This window comes from Billgrantia sp. NRB1, assembly GCF_056921725.1.
Genome location: NZ_CM167783.1, coordinates 389586 through 413354, shown reverse-complemented (window position 1 = coordinate 413354; position 23769 = coordinate 389586). Strand labels below are relative to the sequence as shown.

Below are 23769 nucleotides of genomic sequence, written 5' to 3'. Positions count from 1 at the left end.
GTCTTGGCAGCGCATCAACGCCCTCGCCCCGCCATTGGCGGGGCGAGGGCGTTTTCAGGGCTCTTCACACTTTGGCGTGAATCCGTGCTTCTGGCTGCATTGTGGGAGGCCGGCTCTGCCGGGCGAAGGCGCCGCAGGCGCCCCTTTGGCAGTGCTGCGCACTGCTTCGCGAGCTAAAGCTCCCTCCCACAAGGCCTGTTCACGCCAGTCTGCGATGAACCGTTTTCAGGGGCGGCGGCCGGTGATATTGTCGAGCACCTTTAGACTCGGCTCGGCCTGGTTCAGGGTGTAGAAGTGCAGCCCCGGGGCGCCGCCGTCGAGCAGGCGCTGGCCGAGCCGGGAAATGACCTCCTCGCCGAAGGCGGCGATGGACGCACTGTCGTCTCCGTAGGCCTCGAGCTGCTTGCGGATCCAGCGCGGAATCTCGGCGCCGCAGGCATCCGAGAAGCGGGCCAGCTTGGTGTAGTTGGTGATCGGCATGATGCCGGGCACGATGGGTGCCTCGACGCCCAGCCGGCGCGCCCGCTCGACGAAATGAAAATAGGCATCGGCGGTAAAGAAGTACTGGGTAATCGCGATGTTGGCGCCGGCCTTCATCTTGCGGGCGAAGTTCTCGAGATCCCGCTCGAAGCTGGGCGCCTGGGGATGCGACTCCGGGTAGGCGGCCACGGCGATTTCGAAGTGATCGCCGGTCTCCTCGCGAATGAACTCCACCAGCTCGTTGGCGTAGCGCAGCTCGCCGACGCCGCCCATGCCGGAGGGCAGATCGCCGCGCAGGGCCACCAGGCTGTCGATGCCCTCTTCGCGATATTGGGCCAGCAGGTCGCGCAGCTGCGCCTTCTCGCTGCCGATGCACGACAGGTGGGGCGCGGTGCTGATGCCGCTCTCGCGCACCTGGCGTACGGTGTTCAGGGTGCGGCTCTGGGTCGAGCCGCCGGCGCCGTAGGTCACCGAGAAGAAGCGCGGATTCCGGCTGGCCAGGGCGTCGCGCACCCCCATCAGCTTGTCACGCCCCGCCTCGGTGTTGGGGGGGAAGAACTCGAAGCTGATGCCCAGCGGATGTTCCTGCGTACTCATCGATTCACCTCATGAAGACCGTGCCTGTTGGCCCTATTCTGCCCACTGCCCGCGGGCCCGGCCAATGAAAGATTCGTGGCCCACTATCGATGTCATTCATATTGGTGGCGCTGACATCCCGGCCCCGTCCAGGCATGATGACGGCTTTCCGATTGGCGAGGGAGTGCACATGATCGACCCCGGCACCCTGATGGGGCCGCTATGGACCCTGCTGGGCTTCGTCGGCCTGGGCTGGCTGGCGGCCCGGCGGCTGGCCGTCGACCCGCGCCCCATCGCCACTCTGCTGATTTACATCATCGCCCCGCTGACCTTCTTTCGTGGCCTGCTGCTGGGCGGTCCCACCCCGGAGTATCTGCTGCTCACCGCGGCGCTGTTCGTCGCATGCAGCCTGGTCGCCCTGGTCGTCAGCCGCCTGGCGCGCCCCTTCTTCGCGCCCCAGGAGAGCGCCCTGCTGGCCTTTTCGGCGGGCACCGGCAATACCGGCTACTTCGGCCTGCCGGTCGCCATGATCCTGCTCCCCCCGGAGGGCGTCACCCTCTACCTGTTCTGTATCCTGGGGGTCACCCTCTACGAGTTCACCATAGGCTTCTACCTCAGCGCCCGCGGCCAGTTCTCGGTGCGCCAGAGCCTGGTCAAGATCGTCCGCCTGCCGCTGGTGTATGCCTTTCTGGCCGCGCTGCTGGTCAGCGGCCTGGGGCTCTCGGTGCCCGAGGCGCTGATGGATGGCCTGGCGGTGTTCCCGGCTACCTATACCCTGCTGGGCATGATGATCATCGGCATGACGCTGGGACGGGTCGCACTGCATGAGTTCGACGCGCGCTTCATCACCGCCTGCGTGGCGCTGCGCTTCGGCCTCTGGCCGCTGCTGGCCGTGGGCACGGTGCTGGGCCTGCAGGCGATCGTCCCTTTGCCCAGCGAGCTGGCCCTTGCGCTGCTGCTGATCGGCGTGGTGCCCATGGCCGCCAACGTGGTGGTGGTGGCCATGGAGCTGGCGATACGCCCCGCCAAGGGTGCCCTGGCGGTGCTGGCCACGACCCTGGCCGCCCCGCTGCTGATCCCGCTCTATCTGACGCTGATGGGGCGCCTGGCAGGGCTGTAGAACGTTTGGCCTTGAAGCTCGGCCCGGTAGAGCTAGCCTGAAGCAAGACACCTTCGGAAGGAGGCGATCATGCATCGTTATGGATTTTGGGCGCTCGCCATCATCATGCTGCTTTTCCTCGCCCCCGCCCAGGCCCACCACGGCTGGGTCGGCGGCGAGACCATCGAGATCGAAGGCACCATCACCCATGTGCGGCTGGGCAATCCCCACGGCGAAGTGCAACTCAACGTGGATGGCGAAACCTGGACGGTCGAGGTCGGCCAGCCCTGGCGCAACGAACGCGCCGGATTGGCAGAGGGCGACCTCGCCGAAGGCGTGGAGCTGCGCGTCTCGGGCGAGCATGCCCGTGAACATGTACTCAAGGCCGAGCAGCTGTGGATCGGCGAGGAGCACTACGTGCTCTATCCCGGGCGAATCTGACTTGGCAGCGTGGAAGCCCTGCTGACATCGCTCGCCGATACGGCCCTGGCCGAATGGGTGCGGCTCTCACGCTGGGGCTATGCGGCGATCAATGCCCTGCACGTGCTGGGCATCGCCCTGCTGGTCGGCGCCATCGTCACCCTCGACCTGCGCCTGCTGGGTTGGCGCAAGCGCTTGCCGCTGCATGAGCTGGGCCGGCTGCTGCAGCCGGTGGCGATCGCGGGGCTGCTGCTGGCAATGGTCACCGGGGCGCTGCTGTTTCTCGCCGACCCCAGCGGCTATACCGCCATGCCGCTGTTCGTGCTCAAGCTGGCGCTGATCGCACTGGCCATCGCCAATGCCCTGCTGCTCAATCTGGGGCCGGGGCTGGCACATGCCACGCCCCGACGGCTGCGCGCGGCCGGCATACTGTCGCTGCTGCTGTGGCCGGCCGTGCTGCTGGCGGGCCGCATGCTTGCCTTCGTCGACGGCTGACAAATGGAAGCGCCGCCCGCAGGCGGCGCTTCGTTTTCCGTTACCTCGCGATACGCCTTAATAGCGATAGGCATCCGGCTTGTAGGGGCCCTCCGCCGGCACCCCGGTATAGTCGGCCTGGGCGCGGGTCATGCGGGTGATCACCCCGCCGAAGCCGGCCACCATGTAGCGGGCCACTTCCTCGTCGAGATGGCGAGGCAGCACGCTGACCGCCAAGGCGTCACGCTTCTCGGCCTCCGGCCGATCGGCGAAGCGGCGCTCATAGAGATGCATCTGCGCCAGCACCTGGTTGGCAAAGGAGCCGTCCATCACCCGGGACGGATGACCGGTGGCGTTACCCAGGTTCACCAGCCGGCCCTCGGAGAGCAGGATCAGGTAGTCGCGGCTGCCGGGATCGAAGTCGCCAGGCGTGCTGTCACGATAGACCTTATGAACCTGGGGCTTGACCTCCTCCCAGTGCCAATGGCGGCGCATGTGGGCGGTGTCGATCTCGCTGTCGAAATGGCCGATGTTGCATACCACCGCGCCGGGCTTGAGCGCCTCGAGCATGGCCGCGTCACAGGCATCGATGTTGCCGGTGGCCGTCACCACCAGGTCGATGCGCTCGAGCAGTGCCCGGTCAGTGCTCTCGGCGCCCCGGTTGTCGCCGTCACGGTAGGGCGAGACCACCTCGAAGCCGTCCATGCAGGCCTGCATGGCGCACAGCGGGTCGATCTCGCTGACCTTGACGATCATGCCCTCCTGGCGCAGCGAAGCGGCGGAGCCCTTGCCCACGTCACCGTAGCCCACCACCAGCGCCTGCTTGCCGGCCAGCAGATGGTCGGTGGCGCGCTTGATGGCGTCGTTCAGCGAGTGGCGGCAGCCATACTTGTTGTCGTTCTTGGACTTGGTGACGGCATCGTTGACGTTGATGGCCGGCACCCGCAGCGTGCCGTCGCGCAGCATCTCCTGCAGGCGATGCACCCCGGTGGTGGTCTCCTCGGAGATGCCGTGCACCGCATCGAGCAGCTCGGGGCGCTTGTCGTGCAGTAGCGCGGTGAGGTCACCGCCGTCGTCCAGCACCAGGTTGGGGACCCAGCCGTCCGGGCCCTCGACGGTCTGCTCGATGCACCACCAGAACTCCTCCTCGGTCTCGCCCTTCCAGGCGAATACCGGGATGCCCGCCGCGGCGATGGCGGCGGCGGCATGGTCCTGGGTGGAGAAGATATTGCAAGAGGACCAGCGCACCGTGGCCCCCAAGTCGGTGAGGGTCTCGATTAGCACCGCCGTCTGGATGGTCATGTGGATACAGCCGGCGATGCGCGCCCCGGCCAGGGGCTGCTCGTCGCGGTACTTGTCGCGGATCGCCATCAGCGCCGGCATCTCGGTCTCGGCGATACGGATCTCGCGACGTCCCCAGTCGGCCAGGCTGATATCGGCGACCCGATAGTCCTGCACCTCAGGGGTCGAAACGGCGGGCTGGTTCATGCGTCACCTCCAGATGGGAAATTCGGTGACTTTCACTATAGGCCGAGCCGCCCCCCCCCTGCCAAGCCAGCACCAACGCGGGTCAACGCACCGGTGCCCCAACGACGACGCCCGGCACTTGGCCGGGCGTCGTGCTCTCCGCGGGGCGCGACTCAGAGGCCGGCGGCCTGGCGCAGGGCCTTCGCGCGGTCGGTCTTTTCCCAGGGGAAGGCGGTGAAGGTCTCGCTGCGCTGCTCGCCCTTGTCGTCCCTCCAGGTGTAGCTGGTCTCGAAGGGCGCGCGACCGAAGTGGCCGTAGGCCGCGGTGAGCTGGTACATGGGGTGGAGCAGATCGAGCATGCGGGTGATGGCGTAGGGGCGCAGGTCGAAGTGCTCGCGCACCAGCTCAATGATGCGGGCGTCGTCGATCTTGCCGGTGCCGAAGGTATTGATCGAGACCGAGGTGGGCTCGGCCACGCCAATGGCGTAGGAGACCTGGATCTCGCACTTGTCGGCCAGTCCCGCGGCGACCAGGTTCTTGGCCACGTAGCGGCCGGCGTAGGCGGCGCTGCGATCGACCTTGGAGGGGTCCTTGCCGGAGAAGGCACCGCCGCCGTGGCGGGCCATGCCGCCGTAGGTGTCGACGATGATCTTGCGTCCGGTGAGGCCGCAGTCGCCCACCGGCCCGCCGATCACGAACTTGCCGGTGGGGTTGATATGAAACTTGGTGCTCTCCCCCAGCCACTCGGGGGGAATCACCTCCTCGATGATCTCGCGTCGCACCATCTCGCGCAGCTCGTCCTGGTCGATCTCCGGGTCATGCTGGGTGGAGAGCACCACCGCCTCGACGCCGCAGGGCATCCCTGCCGCGTCATAGCGGAAGGTGACCTGGCTCTTGGCGTCCGGGCGCAGCCAGGGCAGCAGGCCGTGCTTGCGTAGCTCCGCCTGGCGCTCCACCAGGCGGTGGGCGTAGTGGATCGGCGCCGGCATGAACGACTCGGTCTCGTTGGTGGCATAGCCGAACATCAGCCCCTGGTCGCCGGCGCCCTGATCCTCGGGCTTGGTGCGATCGACCCCCTGGGCGATGTCCAGGCTCTGCTTGCCGATCAGGTTGAGCACGCCGCAGGTCTCGCCGTCGAAGCCCACATCGGAGGAGGTATAGCCGATCCCGGTGATCACCTCGCGCACCAGCGTCTCGAGGTCGACCCAGGCCGAGGTGCTGATCTCGCCGGCGACGATCGCCACGCCGGTCTTGACCAGCGTCTCGCAGGCCACCCGAGCCTGCTTGTCACGGGCGATGATGGCGTCCAGCACGGCATCGGAGATCTGGTCGGCGATCTTGTCCGGGTGGCCCTCGGAAACGGACTCGGAAGTAAACAGGGAGTATTCGCTCATGGCGTCCTCGACCCTTTGTGGAACGTCGGCAAAAGTAGCGCGGCGCTGTCCAGGCGGGGCTTGACGACCCTGCCCGATGCGGAGAAGGGCCCGTGCGGGCCGGAAACGGTATCCACCGGTTTCGCGGTGCAGAGTTTACACGCTGCCACCCGCTCTGGCACCCGCCATTTGATGACCGACGGCAAGTCGGCGACAATAGGCGTCCGAATTCGACCGCGCCGCCCCACCCCTGCGGCGCCCCCAGCCAGAACGCACACCCGGCCGGCCCCTCTGCATACGGCAGACAGGCGCCGCCGTGGACTTGCCCCATTCTGCCGCAGGCGAGGAGCTGACCCAATGCCGTCCCGTTTCGAACTGGCCAACGCCATTCGCGCCCTATCGATGGACGCCGTCCAGAAGGCCAAGTCCGGCCATCCCGGCGCCCCCATGGGCATGGCCGACATCGCCGAAGTGCTGTGGAACGACTACCTCAAGCACAACCCCAACGATCCCAAGTGGCCCGACCGCGACCGCTTCGTGCTCTCCAACGGCCACGGCTCGATGCTGCTCTACTCCCTGCTGCACCTGACCGGCTACGACCTCGACCTGGAACAGCTGCAGAGCTTCCGCCAGCTCCATTCCAAGACCGCCGGGCATCCCGAATTCGGTTACGCTCCGGGCATCGAGACCACCACCGGCCCGCTGGGCCAGGGCCTGGCCAACGCCGTGGGCATGGCCATCGCCGAGAAGACCCTGGCGGCGCAGTTCAACCGCCCCGGCCACACCATCGTCGACCACTACACCTACTGCTTCGTCGGCGACGGCTGTCTGATGGAGGGGGTCTCCCACGAGGCCTGCTCCCTGGCCGGCACCCAGCAGCTCGGCAAGCTGATCGCCTTCTACGACGACAACGGCATCTCCATCGACGGCGAGGTGGAGGGCTGGTTCACCGACGACACCGCCAAGCGCTTCGAGGCCTACGGCTGGCACGTGGTACCCAAGGTGGACGGACACAATCCGGAGGAGATCAAGGCCGCCATCGAGCTGGCCAGAAGCCAGGACGACAAGCCCAGCCTGATCATCTGCCAGACGGTGATCGGCTTCGGCGCTCCCAACAAGCAGGGCAAGGAGGAGTGCCACGGCGCCCCGCTGGGCGAGGAGGAGGTCGCCGCGGCCCGCAAGCAGCTCGACTGGCCCCATGCCCCCTTCCACGTGCCCGAGCCCATTTACCAGAGCTGGGATGCCCGCGAGAAGGGGCAGTCCGTGCAGGGCGACTGGCAGCACCGCTTCGAGCGCTACCGTGAAGCCCACCCGGAGCTGGCCCGGGAGTTCCAGCGCCGCGCCCAGTGCAAGCTGCCGGCGGAGATCACCAGCGAGGCCATGATCGAGCAGGCCCAGCAGGCCGGCGAGAGCATCGCCAGCCGCAAGGCCTCACTCAACTGCCTCAACGAGCTGGGGCCGCAGCTGCCTGAGCTGCTGGGCGGCAGCGCCGACCTGGCGCCCTCCAACCTGACCTTCTGGCAGGGGGCCCGCGCCATCACCCCGGAGACGCCAGACGGCAACTACCTGCATTACGGGGTGCGGGAATTCGGCATGGGCGCCATCATGAACGGCATCGTGCTACACGGCGGGTTCATTCCGTACGGCGCCACCTTCCTGATCTTCATGGAATACATGCGCAACTCGGTGCGCATGGCGGCGCTGATGGGCAAGCGGGCCATCTACGTCTTCACCCACGACTCCATCGGCCTGGGCGAGGATGGCCCCACCCACCAGCCCATTGAGCAGCTGACCAACCTGCGCACCACGCCGAACCTCTGCACCTGGCGGCCCTGCGACGCCGTGGAGACCGCCGCCGCCTGGGACGCCGCGATCAAGCGCAACTCCGGTCCCACCGCCCTGGTGCTGTCGCGCCAGGGACTGCCGCACCAGGCGCGCAGCAAGCCGCAGCTGGCCAATATCCAGCGCGGCGGCTACGTGCTGAAGGAGTGCGAGGGCACCCCCGAGCTGATCCTGATCGCCACCGGCTCCGAAGTGGGGCTGGCCATGGACGCCGCCGCCGAGCTGGAAGGCCAGGGCCGCGCGGTGCGGGTGGTCTCCATGCCCTCGACCTACCGTTTCGACGGCCAGGAGGCCGAGTACCGTGAGCAGGTGTTGCCCCGTGCCGTGACCAAGCGCCTGGCCATCGAGGCCGGCCACGCCGACTACTGGACCAAGTACGTGGGCCTGGACGGCGACGTGATCGGCATGCGCAGCTACGGCGAGTCCGCCCCGGCGGGAGATCTGTTCAAGCACTTCGGCTTCACCGTCGACAACGTGGTGGCCCGGGCCCAGGCGCTGCTCGACGCCTGATCGCTACCGCCAGCGCAGTCGGCAAAAGGGCACGGCCATTCGGCCGTGCCTTTTTCGGACCTTCACAGACTGGCGTGAGCATGTTTGGCAAGCTTCAAGGTGGGAGGCCGGCTCTGCCGGGCGAAGGCGCCGCAGGCGCCCCTTGGGTAGCGCTACGCGCTACTTCGCGAGCTGAAGCTCCCTCCCACAAAGCCAGTTTCGCCAGTCTGCGATGAACCTTTTTTCGTTCATCATGCGGGCGGGCGCTGGGGCTCAGGCGACGGTGATCGAGTCGTCGAGATAGACATCCTGGATGGCGTTGAGCAGCGCCACGCCCTCGGTCAGGGGCTTCTGGAAGGCCTTGCGTCCGGAGATCAGCCCCATGCCGCCAGCGCGCTTGTTGATCACCGCGGTGCGCACCGCCTCGGCGAGATCGCTTTGCCCCTTCGAGCCGCCGCCCGAGTTGATCAGGCCGGCACGCCCCATGTAGCAGCTCGCCACCTGGTAGCGCGCCAGGTCGATGGGGTGATCGGAGGTCAGCTCGCTGTAGACCCGGTCGTGGGTATGGCCAAAGCCGATGGCGCGATAGCCGGCGTTGGTCTCCGGCAGCTTCTGCTTGACGATATCCGCCTTGAGGGTCGCGGCCAGGTGGTTGGCCTGGCCGGTGAGGTCGGCGGCCACGTGGTAGTCGGCGCCCTCCTGCTTGAAGGCCGGGTTGCGCAGGTAGGCCCACAGCACCGTGACCAGGCCCAACTGATGGGCACGCTCGAAGGCCTCGCCGGTCTCCAGGATCTGCCGACGGCTCTCGTGGGAGCCGAAGTAGATGGTCGCCCCAACGCCCACGCAGCCCATGTCGAAGGCCTGCTCCACCTGGGCGAACGGTGTCTGGTCGTAGATCGCCGGATAACTCAGGGTCTCGTTGTGGTTGAGCTTGAGAATCATCGGCACCCTGTGGGCATAGCGCCGGGCCACCGAGGCCAGCACGCCAAGCGTCGAGGCCACGCCGTTGCAGCCCCCCTCGAGGGCCAGCTCGACGATATTGGCCGGATCGAAATAGCGCAGATTGGGCGCAAAAGAGGCGCCGGCGGAGTGCTCGATGCCCTGGTCCACCGGCAGCAGGCTGAGATAGCCGGTGCCGGCCAGCCGGCCGTGGTCGAACAGCGACTGGAGATTGCGCAGCACCGCCGGGCTGCGGTCGCTCGCCACCACCACCCGGTCGACGAAGTCCGCCCCCGGCAGGTGCAGCGACTCCTTAGGCACGCCCTCACAGCGGTGCTCAAGCAGATGGTGGGCGTCGTCGCCCAGCAAGCTGACGATATCGGTCATCTCTCTCCCCTTGATCGGATCTCCCGGCCCTTTCAGCGTAGCGCAAGCGTTCCGCCGCGGGGGAAGGAGCGCATCGGGGAGAGTCGTGCGGCAGGTGGCGCCTAACAGGCGGGAGCGGCCGACGGCACTGCCCCGTCGGCCGCCGGGGCGAGCGCTCAGGCCGCCTTGACCTCGATGCGCCGCCGCTGATGGGTCTGCTTCTTGGGCAGCACCAGGTGCAGGACCCCATTCTCCACCCGCGCCTCGATAGCCGCGGTATCGATCTCCTGGCTCAGGGTGAAGCGCCGGGCGAAGCGTTGCGCCCGCACCTCAGCGTAGATGGCCGACAGGCCCTCCGGCATGTCGAGCCGGATCTCCCCTTCCAGGCTCAGCACGCTGTCGTCGACCTCGATGCTCAACGACTCAGCGGTCACACCGGGCATGTCAGCGACCAGGTGCAGGGCGTTGCCCTCCTCGTAGATGTCCACCGGCGGCTGCAGCGCCACCTCCTGAGGCTCGCCCGTGACCGGCGGCTGACCGGCGGTCAGCTGGCGGGCGGTGTCTTGCTGCTTGGCGATATCCTTCATGACGGCTCACCTCCTCACTATCGACGCTGGACGATGTCATGCCGAACGAATCTCGATTCGCCGCGGCTTGAGTTCCTCGCGCTTGGGCAAGAAAATCTCGAACACGCCGTTGTGCCAACGCGCCTCGGCACGGTCGGCATCCAGGCCGTCGGGCAGCGCGATGGCGCGGGCGAACTCGCCGCTGCTGCGCTCGCGGCGGAAGTAGGGACGCCGCGCCTCTCCCTCGGCCGCCTCGGATTCGGCGGCGCGCGTGCCGCGCACGGTGAGCACGTTGTCCTGGATGCTGACATCGAGCTCGTCGGCGGACAGCCCCGCGGCGAACACATAGACACGCACCGCATCATCGGTGCGTCCCACATTGATCATCGGGTAGCTGCCACGAGGCACCGAGCGGATATCCGCCGCACCGCTTTCCGGAAACATCTCGTCCATCAGTTGGCGGAACCAATCCACGCCCCGGGACGACCCGGTATCGAAACGCCTGAGATCTCCGAACATCACGAACACCTCCTACGCTAGACAGGGCAAAAGTGATGGGGCACGGCCTCGCAAGGCTCCCCGAAAGGAGAAATAGGGGTGCGCCCGCGCTTTTCAAGGCCCCTTCGGCCGCCCATCGTCGGCTGGGACTCGACGGGGCATTTGCGCTAGAATTACCGCTTTGCCCCGCCCGCTCGAGGAGACTTCGGCGCCCCCATGGCCCAGCGTATCGCCATCAACGGTTACGGCCGCATCGGCCAGTGCGTGCTGCGCGCCCTGGTGGAACGGGCCGCCCCCGAGCTCGAGGTCGTGGCCATCAACGAGCTCTCCGACCTCGATACCATCGCCTATCTGACCCGCTACGACACCACTCACGGCCGCTTCCCCGGCCAGGTATCGGCGGCGCATGGCCGCCTGGTGATCAACGACCGGCCGATTCGCGTGCTCTCGGAGAGCGACCCTTCCCGGCTGCCCTGGCAGGCCCTGGGCATCGACCTGGTGCTGGAGTGCTCGGGCAGCTTCAGGGACCGCGCCACCGCCGAGCGTCATCTCGCGGCCGGGGCCGGGCGGCTGCTGTTCTCCCAGCCCGCGGAGAGCGACGTGGACGCCACCATCGTCTGCGGTATCAACGACGAACAGCTCAGAGCCGAGCAGCGCATTCTCTCGGCGGCCTCCTGCACCACCAACTGCCTGGTGCCGGTGCTCACCGTGTTGGACGAGGCGCTAGGCATCGAACACGGCGTGACCACCACCATCCACTCGGCGATGAACGACCAGCCGGTGATCGATGCCTATCATCAGACCGACCTGCGCCTGACCCGCTCGGCGATGCATTCCATCGTGCCGGTGGACACCGGCCTGGCCCGCGGCATCAATCGCCTGATGCCGCACCTGGCCGGGCGCTTCGAGTGCCTGCACATGCGCGTGCCCACCATCAACGTCTCGGCCATGGACCTGTCGCTGTGCGTGCGCCGCGACACCAGCGCCGCCCAGGTCAACGCCCTGCTCCGCCACGCCAGCCAGGAGCGCCTGGCCGGCCTGCTCGGCTACACCGAGGAACCCATGGCCTCCGTCGACTTCAACCACGATCCCCGCTCCGGTATCGTGGACGCCACTCAGACCCGGGTGGCCGGCCACCGCCTGATCAAGCTGCTGTGCTGGTTCGACAACGAATGGGGCTTTGCCAACCGCATGCTCGACGTCGCTCGGCGCGTGGCGGCGATGCCGCCCGCCAACTAATTTACTTCGGCCCTTCCCAAATGAGGAATCCGCTTCCATGAACGTGCGCAAGATGACCGACCTTGACCTGCGTGGACAGCGCGTGCTGATCCGCGAGGACCTGAACGTGCCCGTCAAGCATGGCAAGGTGACCAGCGATGCCCGCCTGCGGGCCAGTCTGCCGACCATCCAGGCCGCCATGGAGGCCGGCGCCAAGGTGATGCTGATGAGCCACCTGGGCCGCCCCACCGAGGGCGAGCCGGCCGAGGAGTTCTCCCTGGCGCCGGTGGCCGAGCGCCTGGGTGAGCTGCTGGGCCGCCCGGTGACCCTGATCAGCGACTACCTGGACGCCGCCCTGGACCTGGCCGACGGCGAGGTGGTGCTGCTGGAGAACGTGCGCTTCAATGCCGGTGAGAAAAAGGACGACGAGGCACTGGCCAAGCGGTACGCCGCGCTGTGCGATATCTACGTGATGGACGCCTTCGGTACCGCCCACCGCGCCCAGGCCTCCACCCATGGCGTGGCGCGCTTCGCCCCGGCGGCCTGTGCCGGCCCGCTGCTGGCCGCCGAACTCGACGCCCTGGAGAAGGCGCTGGCCAGCCCCAAGCGTCCCATGGCCGCCATCGTCGGCGGCTCCAAGGTCTCCACCAAGCTCGACGTGCTCAACGCCCTCTCCGAGAAATGCGACCAGCTGATCGTCGGCGGCGGCATCGCCAACACCTTCATCGCCGCGGCGGGCCATCCGGTGGGCAAGTCGCTCCATGAGGCCGACCTGGTCCCCCAGGCCAAGGCGCTGATGGAGCGGGTCGAGATCCCGCTGCCCACCGACGTGGTGGTAGCCACCGAGTTCTCCGAGTCGGCCGAGGCAGTGGTCAAGCCGGTCGATCAGGTTGGCGACGACGAGATGATCCTGGATATCGGCCCGGAGACCGCCGCGCGCCTGGCCGGCCTGCTCAAGGATGCCGGCACCATCCTCTGGAACGGCCCGGTGGGCGTGTTCGAGATCGACCAATTCGGCCAGGGTACCGAGGCGCTGTCTCGGGCCATTGCCGAGAGCCCGGCCTTCTCCATCGCCGGTGGCGGCGACACCCTGGCCGCCATCGACAAGTATGAGATCAATGATCGGGTCTCCTACATCTCCACCGGCGGCGGCGCCTTCCTCGAATACGTCGAAGGCAAGACCCTCCCGGCGGTGAAGGCTCTGGAAGACGCCGCCACCCGCTAAGCCCCGACATCCCTTGACCGGCACCGCCACCGGCGGTGCCGCCTCTGCACAGCGATAGACACAGGTGAGTTCATGGCACTGATCAGTATGCGCCAGATGCTGGACCACGCCGCCGAATACGGCTACGGCGTGCCGGCCTTCAACGTCAACAACCTCGAGCAGATGCGCGCCATCATGGAGGCCGCCGACCAGACCGACTCCCCGGTGATCGTCCAGGCCTCCGCCGGCGCCCGCAAGTACGCCGGCGCGCCCTTCCTGCGCCATCTGATCCTGGCCGCGGTGGAGGAATTTCCGCACATCCCGGTAGTGATGCACCAGGACCACGGCACCAGCCCCGCGGTGTGCCAGCGCTCCATCCAGCTGGGCTTCTCCTCGGTGATGATGGACGGCTCGCTGGGCGAGGACGGCAAGACCCCCATGGACTACGCCTACAACGTCGACGTCACCCGGCGCACCGTGGAGATGGCCCACGCCTGCGGCGTCTCCGTGGAGGGGGAGTTGGGCTGCCTGGGCAGCCTGGAGACCGGCATGGCCGGCGAGGAAGACGGCATCGGCGCCGAGGGCAAGCTCGACATGGAGCAGCTGCTCACCGACCCGGAGGAGGCCGCCGACTTCGTCAAGGCCACCCAGGTGGACGCCCTGGCCATCGCTATCGGCACCAGCCACGGCGCCTACAAGTTCACCCGGCCGCCCACCGGCGACACCCTCTCCATCCAGCGCATCAAGGAGATCCACGCCCGCATCCCCGACACCCACCTGGTGATGCACGGCTCCTCCTCGGTGCCCCAGGAGTGGCTGGCGGTGATCAACGAGTTCGGCGGCGAGATCCCCGAGACCTACGGCGTGCCGGTCGAGGAGATCGTCGAGGGCATCCGCCACGGCGTGCGCAAGGTCAACATCGACACCGACCTGCGCCTGGCCTCCACCGGCGCGGTGCGCCGCTTCCTGGCCCAGAATCCGTCCGAGTTCGACCCGCGCAAGTTCCTCAAGGAGACCGTCAGCGCGATGCGCGATATCTGCATCGCCCGTTACGAGGCCTTCGGCTGTGCCGGCAACGCGTCGAAGATCAAGCCGATCAGCCTCGAGGCCATGTACCAGCGCTACGAGCGCGGCGAGCTGGCCCCCAAGGTGAAATAAAGGGTTCATCGCAGACTGGCGTGAACTTACCCTGTGGGAGGGAGCTTCAGCTCGCGAAGTAGCGCGCAGCGCTACCCATGGGGCGCCTTCGCCCGGCAGAGCCGGCCTCCCACCATAGAACCTGGCAAACATGTTCACGCTAAAGTGCGAAGTGCCAAATAAGGTAGCCGAAACGCCAAGGCAGCCGCATCAGGGGCGTCAAGGGTGACGCCCCAGCGCCCGGGCCACAGCGACGAAAAAGCCGCCCCGGTGGCGGCCGGGGCGGCGAAGGCGGGTGACGCTGCCGTGATCACCCGATGGGAGAACGACCATCCCTCCTGGATGGCCTCAGGGCTTACCAGCCCTCGTCATCGTCGTCGTCACTCGGGACTTCCCACTCTTCCTCTTCGTTCTCCTCCTCGTACTCGAACTCGAACTCCTCTTCTTCGTCCTCGTACTCGGTGGCGTCATGGTCGGTGCCGAAGGTGTCATCGGCGGAGCCGTAGTTCTCATCGGGCGCCGTCTCCTCCTGCGGCACCGGCTCCTGCTCCTCTTCCTCGTGGAAGCCGGCAAAGGTCAGGGGGCTGGCCAGCAGGCCGAAGGACACACCGAGCACACCGAGCTTCTTGAGAAATTCCTTGGACATCATGGGTCGCACCTCCAATCTTCAGGTCTGGACTTGCGAATGGCGAAAGCCGCGAAGGCTTTCCAAGTTGCTTGCCGGCGTTATGCCTTTAGGGCGTGGTCGCCGACCGTGTCGAATCACCCTGAACGTTGCACAGGGCAGGCCAACCTCCGGCCATGATTCGACAAATATCTTTAATATCAAAAGGATAAGGAAACACCACGGTTCGAGAATGACACCCCGCCCCGGCCGCTTTCGGTGGTGATATCTGACACATGCGCCTTGGCGCGCCACCCAATCGGCGCCCCAGCGGCCACCTTCACCTTGAAGGTTGGCCAGGTTGGCGCAATACTATTCGGAAACGGCGTTCGCAAAGTCTTGCGCAGTGTGCTGCCAGACGCGCGAACGGTCGGACACAGATAAGGTAATGATCACCACGTAGCGGTGAAACGCCCCTGGCCTGCGAGAGATGTTCGGCAATGACACGCCCGCTCTGCCTGCTCTTTGACTGTGACGGCACTCTGGTCGACAGCGAGCCCCTGCTCGCCGACGAGATGGCCACAGCCCTCAACGCCGTCGGCCTGCCGTTCCAGGTCAACGACTACATCGGCGAGTTCCGCGGGGCCCGCTTCCGCCGGATCGTCGCCGAGCTGGAGAGCCGGCACGGCCCCGTGGACCCCGCCACTCTGGCGCCCCTCGAGGCCACCATGCGGGCCAACCTCAATCACCGCCTGGCCACCGAGCTCACCCCCATCGAAGGCGCCGCGGAAGCCCTGGCGCTGCTGCACCACTACCCCATGGGGGTGGTCTCCAACGGCCCGACCAACAAGATCCGCACCTCCCTGGTCGCTACCGGTCTCGATGGCCTGTTCGACGATCGCCTGTTCAGCGCCTACGCGGCCAACTGCTGGAAGCCCGACCCCCGCCTCTACCTGCATGCGGCCAGCGAGATGGGCTATGCCCCGGCGCAGTGCCTGGCCATCGAGGACTCCGTGGTGGGCGTGCGTGCCGCCCTGGCCGCCGGCATGACGGTGGTCCACCTCAATCGCTTCCCCGACGCGGAGGAGACCCCCGAGGGGGCCATCATGATCACCAGCATGTACCAGCTGCCCACGGTCGTCAGCCAGCTGGCCGGCGCGATGGAGCCGCAGCGCCGGTCGAGCGCCCTCAGCCGCTGAGCCGGCACCCAAGCCAAGGGCCCGGGGCGGGATGCAGGCCGCGCCATCCAGCGGTATCATCGCCTCACCTCCACCGCAAAGGAGCCCGCCATGGCGACCCTGCAGGACCAGCTGCGCGGCCTGGTCTACTCCACCGAGCACGGCGACATCTGCCCCGGCTGCCGCCACCCGAAGGCGGAGTGCAACTGCGCCGAAGCGGCCGAGCAGGCGCGGATCGCCGCGCTCGACGGCATCGTGCGCATTCGCCGGGAAACCAGCGGCCGCAAGGGCAAGGGGGTAACCACGGTGACCGGCGTGCCGCTGGCCGAGAAAGCGCTCAAGGCCCTGGCCAAGGCCCTCAAGCAGCGCTGCGGCACCGGCGGCGCCGTCAAGGACGGCGTGATCGAGATCCAGGGCGACCACCGCGACTCGCTCAAGACCGAGCTGGAGAGCCGCGGCTACACCGTCAAGCTCGCCGGCGGTTAGGGAGGTCCGCTATGTCCCCGACACACCGTTTCCCCGGGCGCCCGCGACGCCTGGCGCTGCCCTTGCTGGCCGCCCTGGCGCTGGCCGGCTGCGCCGCCACGCCGGAGTTCGCCGAGCTGCACACCCGGGTGCTCCCCCCGCAGGGCCTGAGCCTCGACGACCGCGCCGAACTTCGGGTCGCCCTGAGCGATGCCGATGGCACCCTGGCCGAGACCCGGCTCGAAGCGCACGGCAGCGGCCCCTGGTCGGCGGTTCTTCGCTATGACCGCCGAGCCCTCGCCGCGGCCGAAGCGCCACGGCTCAACGCCCAGCTTCGTCAGGCGGGGCGTCTGACCCATGCCTCGCCCGAGCCGGTGGCAGTGGATCCCGAGGCATCGGCCGATGATATCGATCTCCCGCTGGCGGCTCGGCCCTGACGGCCGCCGCCAGGGCACTCAGGGTCTCGCCGGCAGAGGCCTCGAGCTTCAGCACATAGAGCCCGTCGGCCCGGGTACGCCCCTGGTTCACGCAGGCCAGCGGCTTGCCGGCCCGAGCCGCGGCCCGGGCGAAACGGTACCCCGAATAGACCATCAGCGACGACCCCACCACCAGCAGCGCATCGGCCGCCTCGACCAGGGCCATGGCCTGCGCCACCCGCGCGGCGGGAACGCTGTCGCCGAAGAACACCACGTCGGGCTTGTAGATACCCCGGCCGCAGCGCCCGCAGCCCGGCACCTGAAAGTCGGCAAAATCCCGTTCCAGGTCGGCGTCGCCGTCGGGCCGCAGCGGGGCTCTGGCGGCGTCGGCGGTCTGCCACTGCGGATTGCATGCCGCCAGCTCGGCGTGAAAGTCATGGCGCATGCGTCGCGCGCCACAGGCCATGCAGCGCACCAGGTCGGCGCGACCATGGAGGTCGACCACCCGACGGGAGCCGGCCTGCTGGTGCAGGCCATCCACGTTCTGGGTGATGAGTCCGCTCACCACGCCCTGCGCCTCCAGCTCGGCCAGCGCGCGGTGCGCGGGACCGGGCCGCGCCTGCTGAAGTGCCCGAAAGCCGACCAGCGCGCGTGCCCAGTAGCGCTGACGCGCCCCGTGGCGACTCATGAACTCGCGATGCTGCATCGGCGGCGAACACTTCCAGGCACCGCTGGCATCGCGGTAGTCGGGGATGCCGCTTTCGGTGCTGACCCCGGCGCCGGTGATCACGACGAGGCGCGGGTAGCGCGCCATGAAGGCCCTCAGCCGTTCGTCCGCGACCGCCTGTCTCGCCGCTGCTGTTTCGCTCATCATCTCTCCCCCTGGCCTGCCGGCCATCGTGCTTCACCACGGCTTCCCAACAAAGACCATGGCCTTGGCTGGGTGAGGTTGTCTAGAATGAATCGCTCATGCGCCCATAACAGGCAAGGACGGACCCCTTGATGGCCTGGCTGGAATACCTGCTTCCCCTGATCTTCCTGTTCCCCCTGGGGGCAACGGCGGTGATCGTGATCGCCCTGCGCAACCTGCATGACGCCCGGGTGCGCTCACCGTTCAACGCCCGCCCCCTGCGCGAACCCGGGCAGGCGCTGCGCGACCGCCTCGACCGCGCCTTCGGCACGCTGTTCCTGGACGGCGCGCTTGGCCCCATCGTCACCCTGGCCCCGCTGGTCTACGGCATGGGGCGCATGCTCTTCGCCAACCAGCAGATCTGGATCGAGTGGGCTCTCTACGGTGCGCTCAGCACCCTGCTGGTGCTGGTGTTCTGCTTCCTGCTGATCCGCGACTTCCAGCACATCCGACGCATCAAGCTGGGGCTGGCCTGCGAGCTGGCCGTGGGTCAGGAGCTCGAGCGGCTGATTCGCCCCGAGGCCCATCCCTACTACGTCTTCCACGACGTGCCCACCGACAGCCACACCATCGACCACGTGGTGGTCACTCCCCACGGGATCTTCGTGGTCGAGACCCGTGCCCGCACCCGCCCCTTTACCGCCGACGGCAAGGAGATCAACGTGGTGACCGTGGAGCGCGACCGGCTGCGTTTTCCCGGTTGGAGCGAGCGCCGGTCACTGGAGAAGGTCCACCACGATACGCGCTGGCTGGCCGAGTGGCTGGAGACGCAGTGTGGCGAACCGGTGCCGGTACGCGGGGTACTGGCGCTGCCCGGCTGGGACATCCTCTGCCAGGCCCCGGCCAAGGGGCTGCTCGTGGTCAGCGGCGAGACCCTCTCCCAGCAGCTCAGCGAGCAGCACCTCGGCGAGCTGAGCAAGGCCCTGCATGACAAGGCCATCAGCGTGCTGCTCGAGCGAGCCGCCCTGCTGGAAGAGACGCCCAACCTGCGCCCCCCTGCCGTTTAGGCGCTGTTCAAGAAGACGCGCGGAGCGGCTCAGTCCCCCTTGAGCCTGCCGCCCATCTCCTGGGCCAGATCCACCGCATAGTGGTCGGTCATGCCGCCGATGAAGTCGAGCATGCGTCGATAGCTGGCGTACAGCGACCAGGAGGGCAGCGGGGTGTTCTCGCCGATCAGCGCCAGCACCCGCTGGTGCTTGAAGGTGGAGCGGCCGGTGTGGTGCAGCTCATGGGCGGCACCGATGAAGGCCTCCAGCAGAATTCCCAGGGTGGTGTAGGCGCCGATCTCCAGCTTGGCCTTGCGCTCGTTCTGGAAAATCCGCTCCCGAGCCAGCTGCTTGGCCGATTTGACGCCCCAGCCCAGATCGGGGTGGCACAGCTCCAGCAGATCCTCCTGCAGGGTGCCGGCCAGCAGCTCGGCCTCGTGCTGCACGAACACCGCTCCCACGTCATTGACCGCCCGCTCCATGGCGGCGCCGCGCAGCGCGGCGATACGCCGCCGCTGGGACACCCCTTGACGCTGCATGGCGGCGTAGTCCGCCGGCGGGTCCCCGGCGATCTGCAGCAGCACCTCGGCCACCTCATCGAAGCGCAGGATGCCCATCTCCAGGCCGTCCTCCAGGTCGAGCAGCGCATAGCAGATGTCGTCGGCGGCCTCCACCAGCCAGGCCAGGGGATGCCGGCACCAGCGCCCGGCGCCGCGGGGCAAGAGCCCCAGCCGCTCGGCCACCTCCGCCAGCAGGGCCTTTTCGCTCTGGTAGCTGCCGAACTTGCCGGCCGCTCCAGCATGCTCCACGGTCCAGGGGTACTTGAGCAGGGTGCCCAGGGTCGCGGTAGTCAGGCGCATGCCTCCGCGGAACTGGTTGTACTCGATCTGGGTGACGATGCGAAAGCCCTGGGCGTTGCCCTCGTAGGTGAGCAGGTCGGCGCGCTCGTGCTCGGAGAGCCCCTCCAGCAGGCCGCTGCCATCCGCCTCGGCACGCTTGAACCAGTCGCGGATGGCGTACTCGCCGGCATGCCCGAAGGGGGGATTGCCGATGTCGTGGCCCAGGCAAGCGGCCTGGACGATCACCCCCAGGTCCGCCGAAGTGATCCAGGCCGGCAGCCGCTCGCGCAGCCCTTCGCCGACGATCATGCCCAGGGAGCGCCCCACGCAGCCGACTTCCAGGGAGTGGGTCAAGCGGGTGTGGATATGATCATTGTCGGTGAGCGGGTGCACCTGGGTCTTGCGCCCCAGGCGCCGGAAGGAGCCGGCAAAGACGATCCGGTCATGGTCCTTGTGAAAGGGGCTGCGGCCGATTTCGTCGCGTCCGCTGCGCTCTCCGTGCAGCCGTGAGGGGTCCAGCAGCCGCTGCCAGGTCATCTGCGTCATGGGCATCTCTCCTTGAGAGCCCCATTCTGTCAGCCCCCGGCGCCGCCGCCCAGCCCCCGCGCACGGTGCTGGCTCAGCCCCTCGATTGCCATGACACCAAATAAGGACTAAATTAAGTCCACATACCCAAGCGGAACCGAACGCCATGAAGTACTCAGAGAACATCAAGCCGATCAGCTATCTGAAGGCCCATGCTGCCGAGATTTCCCGATCGCTCAACGAGCTTCGCGAGCCGATGGTGATCACCCAGAACGGCGAGGCCAGGATGGTCGTGCAGGACATCAGGAGCTATGAGCAGACCCAGGAAACCCTGGCGCTGCTGAAGATCCTGGCGCTAGGCAGCCAGGAGGTCGAGCAGGGCAAGACTTTGGATGCGGCCGAGTGTTTCAACCAGTTGCGCCGAGGAGAGCGCTAGCGGTGGCGCTGCAGGTCGAACTCACCGCCTCGGCCTTCGAGGACCTTCGCGAGCTTTACGACTTCATAGCCGAAGATTCTCCCCCTGCGGCCGAGCAGCTGCTCGAGACCATCGAGGCACGCATCCTATCACTGGGGCAGCATCCCGAACGTGGCAGTCACCCCCGGGAGCTGCTGGAGCTGGGCATACGCGACTATCGCCAGGTCATCGAGCCGCCGGTGCGCATCCTCTATCGCCAGCATGACGAGCGCCTCATCGTCTACCTGATTGCCCACAGCCGGCGCGACATGCAGCGGCTGCTGGCGCGTCGACTCCTGAGCTAACTCACTCGCCATCCGCCAGCGCCGGCAGCAGCGTCTTGAGCTTGCCTGCCCTTCAAGAGAGCGCGTATTGCGGCCCCCTCTTCTTTAGGTTCATCGCAGACTGGCGTGAACAGGCTATGTGGGAGGGAGCTTCAGCTCGCGAAGTAGCGCGCAGCGCTACCCATGGGGCGCCTGCGGCGCCTTCGCCCGGCAGAGCCGGCCTCCCACCATAGAACCTGGCAAACATGTTCACTCTAAAGTGCGAAGAGCCCTTCTTTACTCGCCATCCGCCAGCGCCGGCAGCAGCGTCTTGAGCTTACGCGTCAGCGTATTGCGTCCCCAGCCCAGCAGTTCGGCGGCCTCCCCCTTGCGCCCGCCGGTGTGCTTGAGCGCCGTCTCGATCAGGATGCGCTCGAAGTCCGGCACCGCTTCTTCCAGCAGGTGGGTGTGGCCAGCGGCCAGGGCACGGTCCGCCCAGTGGCGAAAGGCGGTGCGCCAGTCGCCACTGACGCCGTCCACGGCCTCGGGCTCGCGCAGCTCGGGAGGCAGGTCCTCCACCAGCACCTCGCGGCCCGAAGCCATTACCGTCAGCCAGCGGCAGGTGTTCTCCAGCTGGCGCACGTTGCCGGGCCACGGCAGGCGAGTCAGATGCGCCTCGGCGTCGGCGGTCAGGACCTTGACGTCGGTGGCGAGTTCCTTGGCCGCCTCGGCCAGGAAATGGCGGGCCAGGCGCGGGATGTCCTCGCGCCGTTCGGCCAGCTTGGGCAGGTGCACCCGAATCACGTTGAGGCGGTGGAAGAGGTCCTCGCGAAAGCGGCCATCCTCCACCAGGATCTCCAGGTTCTGGTGGGTCGCGGCAATGATCCGCACATCCACCTTGACCGGGGTGTGCCCGCCCACGCGGTAGAACTCGCCGTCGGCCAGTACCCGCAGCAGCCGCGTCTGGGTCTCGGCGGGCATGTCGCCGATCTCGTCGAGGAAGAGGGTGCCGCCATCGGCCTGCTCGAAGCGCCCCTGGCGCTGGGCGGTGGCACCGGTGAAGGCGCCCTTCTCATGGCCGAACAGCTCCGACTCGATCAGGTCGCGGGGAATCGCCGCCATGTTCAGGGCGATGAACGGCCGGCCCGTCCGCGGACTATGCTGGTGCAGCGCCCGGGCGACCCGCTCCTTGCCGGTCCCCGACTCGCCGTTGATCAGCACGGTGATATGCGAATGCGACAGACGGCCGATGGCGCGAAACACCTCCTGCATGGCCGGCGCCTCGCCGATGATCTCGGCGTCCAGGCCTTCGGGCACGCTGACCGGCCGCTTGCGCTCACGGGCGTGGGCCACGGCGCGCCGCACCAACGCCAGGGCCTCATCCACGTCGAAGGGCTTGGGCAGGTATTCGAAGGCCCCGCCCTGATAGGAGGCCACGGCGCTGTCCAGATCGGAGTGGGCGGTCATCACGATCACCGGCAGGTCGGGATGCGCTTCGCGGACCCGCGACATCAGGTCGAGCCCATCGATGCCGGGCATGCGGATATCGGTGACCAGCACGTCCGGCGGGTCGTCCAGCAGGCGTCCCAAGGCCTTGTCGGCGCGCTCGATGCTCTCGACCTCGAGGTCGGGCTGGGCCAGGGCACGCTCCAGCACCCAGCGAATGGCGCGATCGTCGTCGACAATCACCACGCGTGCGACATCAGTCATGGCGCTTCTCCAGCGGAATCAGTAGTCGAAATTCGGTGTGGCCGGGCCGTGAGTCGCATTCGATCAGCCCCTGGTGCTGATGCAGAATGCCCTGGGCGATGGACAGCCCCAGCCCGCTGCCGTCGGCCCGGCCCGATACCATGGGATAGAAGAGGGTTTCCTGCATCTCTTGGGGAATGCCGGGGCCGTTGTCGATCAGGGCCACTTCGCAGACCAGGCGGTGCCGCTCGGCGCCAAGCGTGAACTGGCGGCGCGCCCGGGTCCGCAGCTGCAGGCAGGGCGCCTCGGTTCCCGCCGCGGCCATGGCCTCCACGGCATTGCGGGCCACGTTGAGCACGGCCTGGATCATCTGCGCCTCATCGCCGGGAAAGTCCGGCAGACTGGGATCGTAATCGCGGCTGATCTGCACCTCGGGCGTCTCGGCCACCAGCAGGGCACGCACTCGCTCGAGCACCTTGTGGACGTTGAGCGACTCATGGCGCGCCAGCCGATTCGGCCCAAGCATCGAATCCACCAGGTCGCGCAGCCGGTCGACCTCCTCAATGATGATATGGGTGAACTCGGCCAGCGCCGGGTCGTGCAGGTCCCGCTCGAGCAGCTGAGCAGCGCCGCGAATGCCGCCCAGCGGGTTCTTTACCTCGTGGGCGAGCCCGCGGGAGAGTACCTTGATCGCCTCCTGACGATTGAGCAGCGCCTCCTCCCGGGAGATGCGCAGCAGCCGGTCGCGAGGCTCCATCTCCACCAGCAGCTCGCTGGCAGACAGCGGCGTTACCGTATAGTCGACGGTGAGCGTGGCGCCAGTGACCAGAGTCAGCCTGACCTCACGCTGGGTGAAGGGATGAAACCCATCGCGGGCCTTGGCCAGCACCGCCACCATGCCATCGTCGTCGGCGGCCAATGACGACAGCGGCACCCCCGTGACCCGCCCCAGGCTGACCGCCAGCAGCGCCTCGGCGGCCGGATTCATCCAGCTCAGCCGCAAGCCGTCATCGAGCAGCAGCACCGCGGTGGTGAGATGTTCCATCAGGCGTTGGTACATGGTGGCCTATCCTTGAATAGAGGCTTGCACCCACTTCGTGCCTCCCCGGGCAATCATGAAGCGGCAACTGGCGCGGCGCTGCCCTGCAAGGGCGCCGGCACTCAGCTAGAAAGAAGCAAGAAGCGCGCCAACCAGCGTTTCCGCGGCCCGGCGCCGTTTCGGTGCTTTCGCACCCGAGGTTATTGCACCAATATAGTGCGCCGCCAGGGCGGGTGCACACCAGTGAGAAGAG

At 67.4% G+C, this 23769-nt stretch carries 24 protein-coding genes; 13 read left to right on the top strand and 11 right to left on the bottom strand.

Features of this window, described 5'->3' with window-relative positions:
* Positions 1-225: 225 nt before the first annotated feature.
* On the bottom strand, positions 226-1077 hold the full coding sequence (gene metF / locus ACZIYR_RS01830; protein WP_483528028.1) for a methylenetetrahydrofolate reductase [NAD(P)H]: 852 nt from the start codon (positions 1075-1077) through the stop codon (positions 226-228).
* 169 nt (positions 1078-1246) lie between these two features.
* On the opposite strand from metF, the gene ACZIYR_RS01825 reads away from it, so the two are divergent.
* From ACZIYR_RS01825 to ACZIYR_RS01815, 3 genes are all read left to right on the top strand, one after another.
* Entirely contained in the window at positions 1247-2176 is a 930-nt protein-coding gene (locus ACZIYR_RS01825) for an AEC family transporter (protein ID WP_473032182.1), read from the top strand.
* Between the two features lie 69 nt (positions 2177-2245).
* A complete protein-coding gene (locus tag ACZIYR_RS01820) occupies positions 2246-2596 on the top strand; it encodes a DUF6152 family protein (protein ID WP_473032181.1) in 351 nt (116 codons plus the stop codon).
* Between the two features lie 9 nt (positions 2597-2605).
* Entirely contained in the window at positions 2606-3070 is a 465-nt protein-coding gene (locus ACZIYR_RS01815) for a hypothetical protein (protein ID WP_473032180.1), read from the top strand.
* Positions 3071-3127: 57 nt separating this feature from the next.
* Here the strand turns inward: ACZIYR_RS01815 and ahcY are convergent, their stop codons facing one another.
* Positions 3128-4537: an adenosylhomocysteinase gene (ahcY, locus tag ACZIYR_RS01810; RefSeq protein WP_473032179.1), complete on the bottom strand. Its 1410-nt coding sequence runs from the start codon at positions 4535-4537 to the stop codon at positions 3128-3130.
* A 152-nt stretch (positions 4538-4689) separates the two neighbouring features.
* Complete coding sequence (gene metK, locus ACZIYR_RS01805) at positions 4690-5910, bottom strand: methionine adenosyltransferase (RefSeq protein ID WP_483528027.1); 1221 nt, start codon at positions 5908-5910, stop codon at positions 4690-4692.
* Positions 5911-6246: 336 nt separating this feature from the next.
* On the opposite strand from metK, the gene tkt reads away from it, so the two are divergent.
* Complete coding sequence (tkt, locus tag ACZIYR_RS01800) at positions 6247-8241, top strand: transketolase (protein WP_473032178.1); 1995 nt, start codon at positions 6247-6249, stop codon at positions 8239-8241.
* A 252-nt stretch (positions 8242-8493) separates the two neighbouring features.
* On the opposite strand, the gene ACZIYR_RS01795 is transcribed toward tkt, so the two are convergent.
* From ACZIYR_RS01795 to ACZIYR_RS01785, 3 genes are all read right to left on the bottom strand, one after another.
* A complete protein-coding gene (locus tag ACZIYR_RS01795; protein ID WP_483528026.1) occupies positions 8494-9546 on the bottom strand; it encodes a class I fructose-bisphosphate aldolase in 1053 nt (350 codons plus the stop codon).
* 155 nt (positions 9547-9701) lie between these two features.
* Positions 9702-10112 (bottom strand): Hsp20/alpha crystallin family protein, encoded by a 411-nt coding sequence (locus ACZIYR_RS01790; protein ID WP_473032177.1) that lies wholly within the window; start codon positions 10110-10112, stop codon positions 9702-9704.
* A 36-nt stretch (positions 10113-10148) separates the two neighbouring features.
* Positions 10149-10610, bottom strand: a complete 462-nt coding sequence (locus ACZIYR_RS01785; protein ID WP_473034969.1) for an Hsp20/alpha crystallin family protein — start codon at positions 10608-10610, stop codon at positions 10149-10151.
* A 195-nt stretch (positions 10611-10805) separates the two neighbouring features.
* Here ACZIYR_RS01785 and ACZIYR_RS01780 point away from each other — a divergent pair, with 195 nt between their 5' ends.
* From ACZIYR_RS01780 to fba, 3 genes are all read left to right on the top strand, one after another.
* Positions 10806-11828 carry a type I glyceraldehyde-3-phosphate dehydrogenase gene (locus tag ACZIYR_RS01780; RefSeq protein WP_473032176.1) on the top strand — a complete coding sequence of 341 codons (1023 nt, stop codon included), beginning with the start codon at positions 10806-10808 and terminating at the stop codon, positions 11826-11828.
* Positions 11829-11865: 37 nt separating this feature from the next.
* Entirely contained in the window at positions 11866-13032 is a 1167-nt protein-coding gene (locus tag ACZIYR_RS01775; RefSeq protein WP_473032175.1) for a phosphoglycerate kinase, read from the top strand.
* A gap of 72 nt (positions 13033-13104) precedes the next feature.
* Complete coding sequence (gene fba, locus ACZIYR_RS01770) at positions 13105-14169, top strand: class II fructose-bisphosphate aldolase (RefSeq protein ID WP_473032174.1); 1065 nt, start codon at positions 13105-13107, stop codon at positions 14167-14169.
* A gap of 334 nt (positions 14170-14503) precedes the next feature.
* Here fba and ACZIYR_RS01765 read toward each other — a convergent pair whose 3' ends face one another.
* On the bottom strand, positions 14504-14797 hold the full coding sequence (locus tag ACZIYR_RS01765; RefSeq protein ID WP_473032173.1) for a hypothetical protein: 294 nt from the start codon (positions 14795-14797) through the stop codon (positions 14504-14506).
* Between the two features lie 455 nt (positions 14798-15252).
* Here ACZIYR_RS01765 and ACZIYR_RS01760 point away from each other — a divergent pair, with 455 nt between their 5' ends.
* From ACZIYR_RS01760 to ACZIYR_RS01750, 3 genes are all read left to right on the top strand, one after another.
* Positions 15253-15951: an HAD family hydrolase gene (locus tag ACZIYR_RS01760; RefSeq protein WP_483528025.1), complete on the top strand. Its 699-nt coding sequence runs from the start codon at positions 15253-15255 to the stop codon at positions 15949-15951.
* Between the two features lie 90 nt (positions 15952-16041).
* Entirely contained in the window at positions 16042-16416 is a 375-nt protein-coding gene (locus ACZIYR_RS01755; protein ID WP_483528024.1) for a translation initiation factor Sui1, read from the top strand.
* 11 nt (positions 16417-16427) lie between these two features.
* Complete coding sequence (locus ACZIYR_RS01750) at positions 16428-16832, top strand: YbaY family lipoprotein (protein WP_483528023.1); 405 nt, start codon at positions 16428-16430, stop codon at positions 16830-16832.
* On the opposite strand, the gene ACZIYR_RS01745 is transcribed toward ACZIYR_RS01750, so the two are convergent.
* A complete protein-coding gene (locus ACZIYR_RS01745; protein ID WP_483528022.1) occupies positions 16717-17685 on the bottom strand; it encodes an NAD-dependent protein deacetylase in 969 nt (322 codons plus the stop codon). The two genes, ACZIYR_RS01750 and ACZIYR_RS01745, sit on opposite strands and share 116 nt — an antisense overlap.
* A 128-nt stretch (positions 17686-17813) precedes the next feature.
* Between ACZIYR_RS01745 and ACZIYR_RS01740 the strand changes: the two genes are divergently transcribed.
* On the top strand, positions 17814-18728 hold the full coding sequence (locus ACZIYR_RS01740) for a nuclease-related domain-containing protein (RefSeq protein ID WP_483528021.1): 915 nt from the start codon (positions 17814-17816) through the stop codon (positions 18726-18728).
* A 29-nt stretch (positions 18729-18757) separates the two neighbouring features.
* Here ACZIYR_RS01740 and ACZIYR_RS01735 read toward each other — a convergent pair whose 3' ends face one another.
* Positions 18758-20092, bottom strand: a complete 1335-nt coding sequence (locus tag ACZIYR_RS01735) for a deoxyguanosinetriphosphate triphosphohydrolase (RefSeq protein WP_483528020.1) — start codon at positions 20090-20092, stop codon at positions 18758-18760.
* A gap of 145 nt (positions 20093-20237) precedes the next feature.
* Here ACZIYR_RS01735 and ACZIYR_RS01730 point away from each other — a divergent pair, with 145 nt between their 5' ends.
* Together ACZIYR_RS01730 and ACZIYR_RS01725 are read left to right on the top strand one after the other, a co-directional pair.
* Positions 20238-20507, top strand: coding sequence for a type II toxin-antitoxin system Phd/YefM family antitoxin (locus ACZIYR_RS01730; RefSeq protein ID WP_473032165.1), 270 nt, complete (start codon positions 20238-20240; stop codon positions 20505-20507).
* Between the two features lie 2 nt (positions 20508-20509).
* Entirely contained in the window at positions 20510-20830 is a 321-nt protein-coding gene (locus tag ACZIYR_RS01725) for a type II toxin-antitoxin system RelE/ParE family toxin (RefSeq protein ID WP_483528019.1), read from the top strand.
* 255 nt (positions 20831-21085) lie between these two features.
* Here the strand turns inward: ACZIYR_RS01725 and ntrC are convergent, their stop codons facing one another.
* The gene (ntrC, locus tag ACZIYR_RS01720; protein WP_483528018.1) at positions 21086-22498 is read right to left on the bottom strand and encodes a nitrogen regulation protein NR(I); all 1413 of its coding nucleotides are present in this window, start codon (positions 22496-22498) and stop codon (positions 21086-21088) included.
* On the bottom strand, positions 22491-23537 hold the full coding sequence (gene glnL, locus ACZIYR_RS01715) for a nitrogen regulation protein NR(II) (protein ID WP_483528017.1): 1047 nt from the start codon (positions 23535-23537) through the stop codon (positions 22491-22493). The genes ntrC and glnL overlap by 8 nt, the downstream gene beginning before the upstream one ends.
* Between the last annotated feature and the right edge of the window lie 232 nt (positions 23538-23769).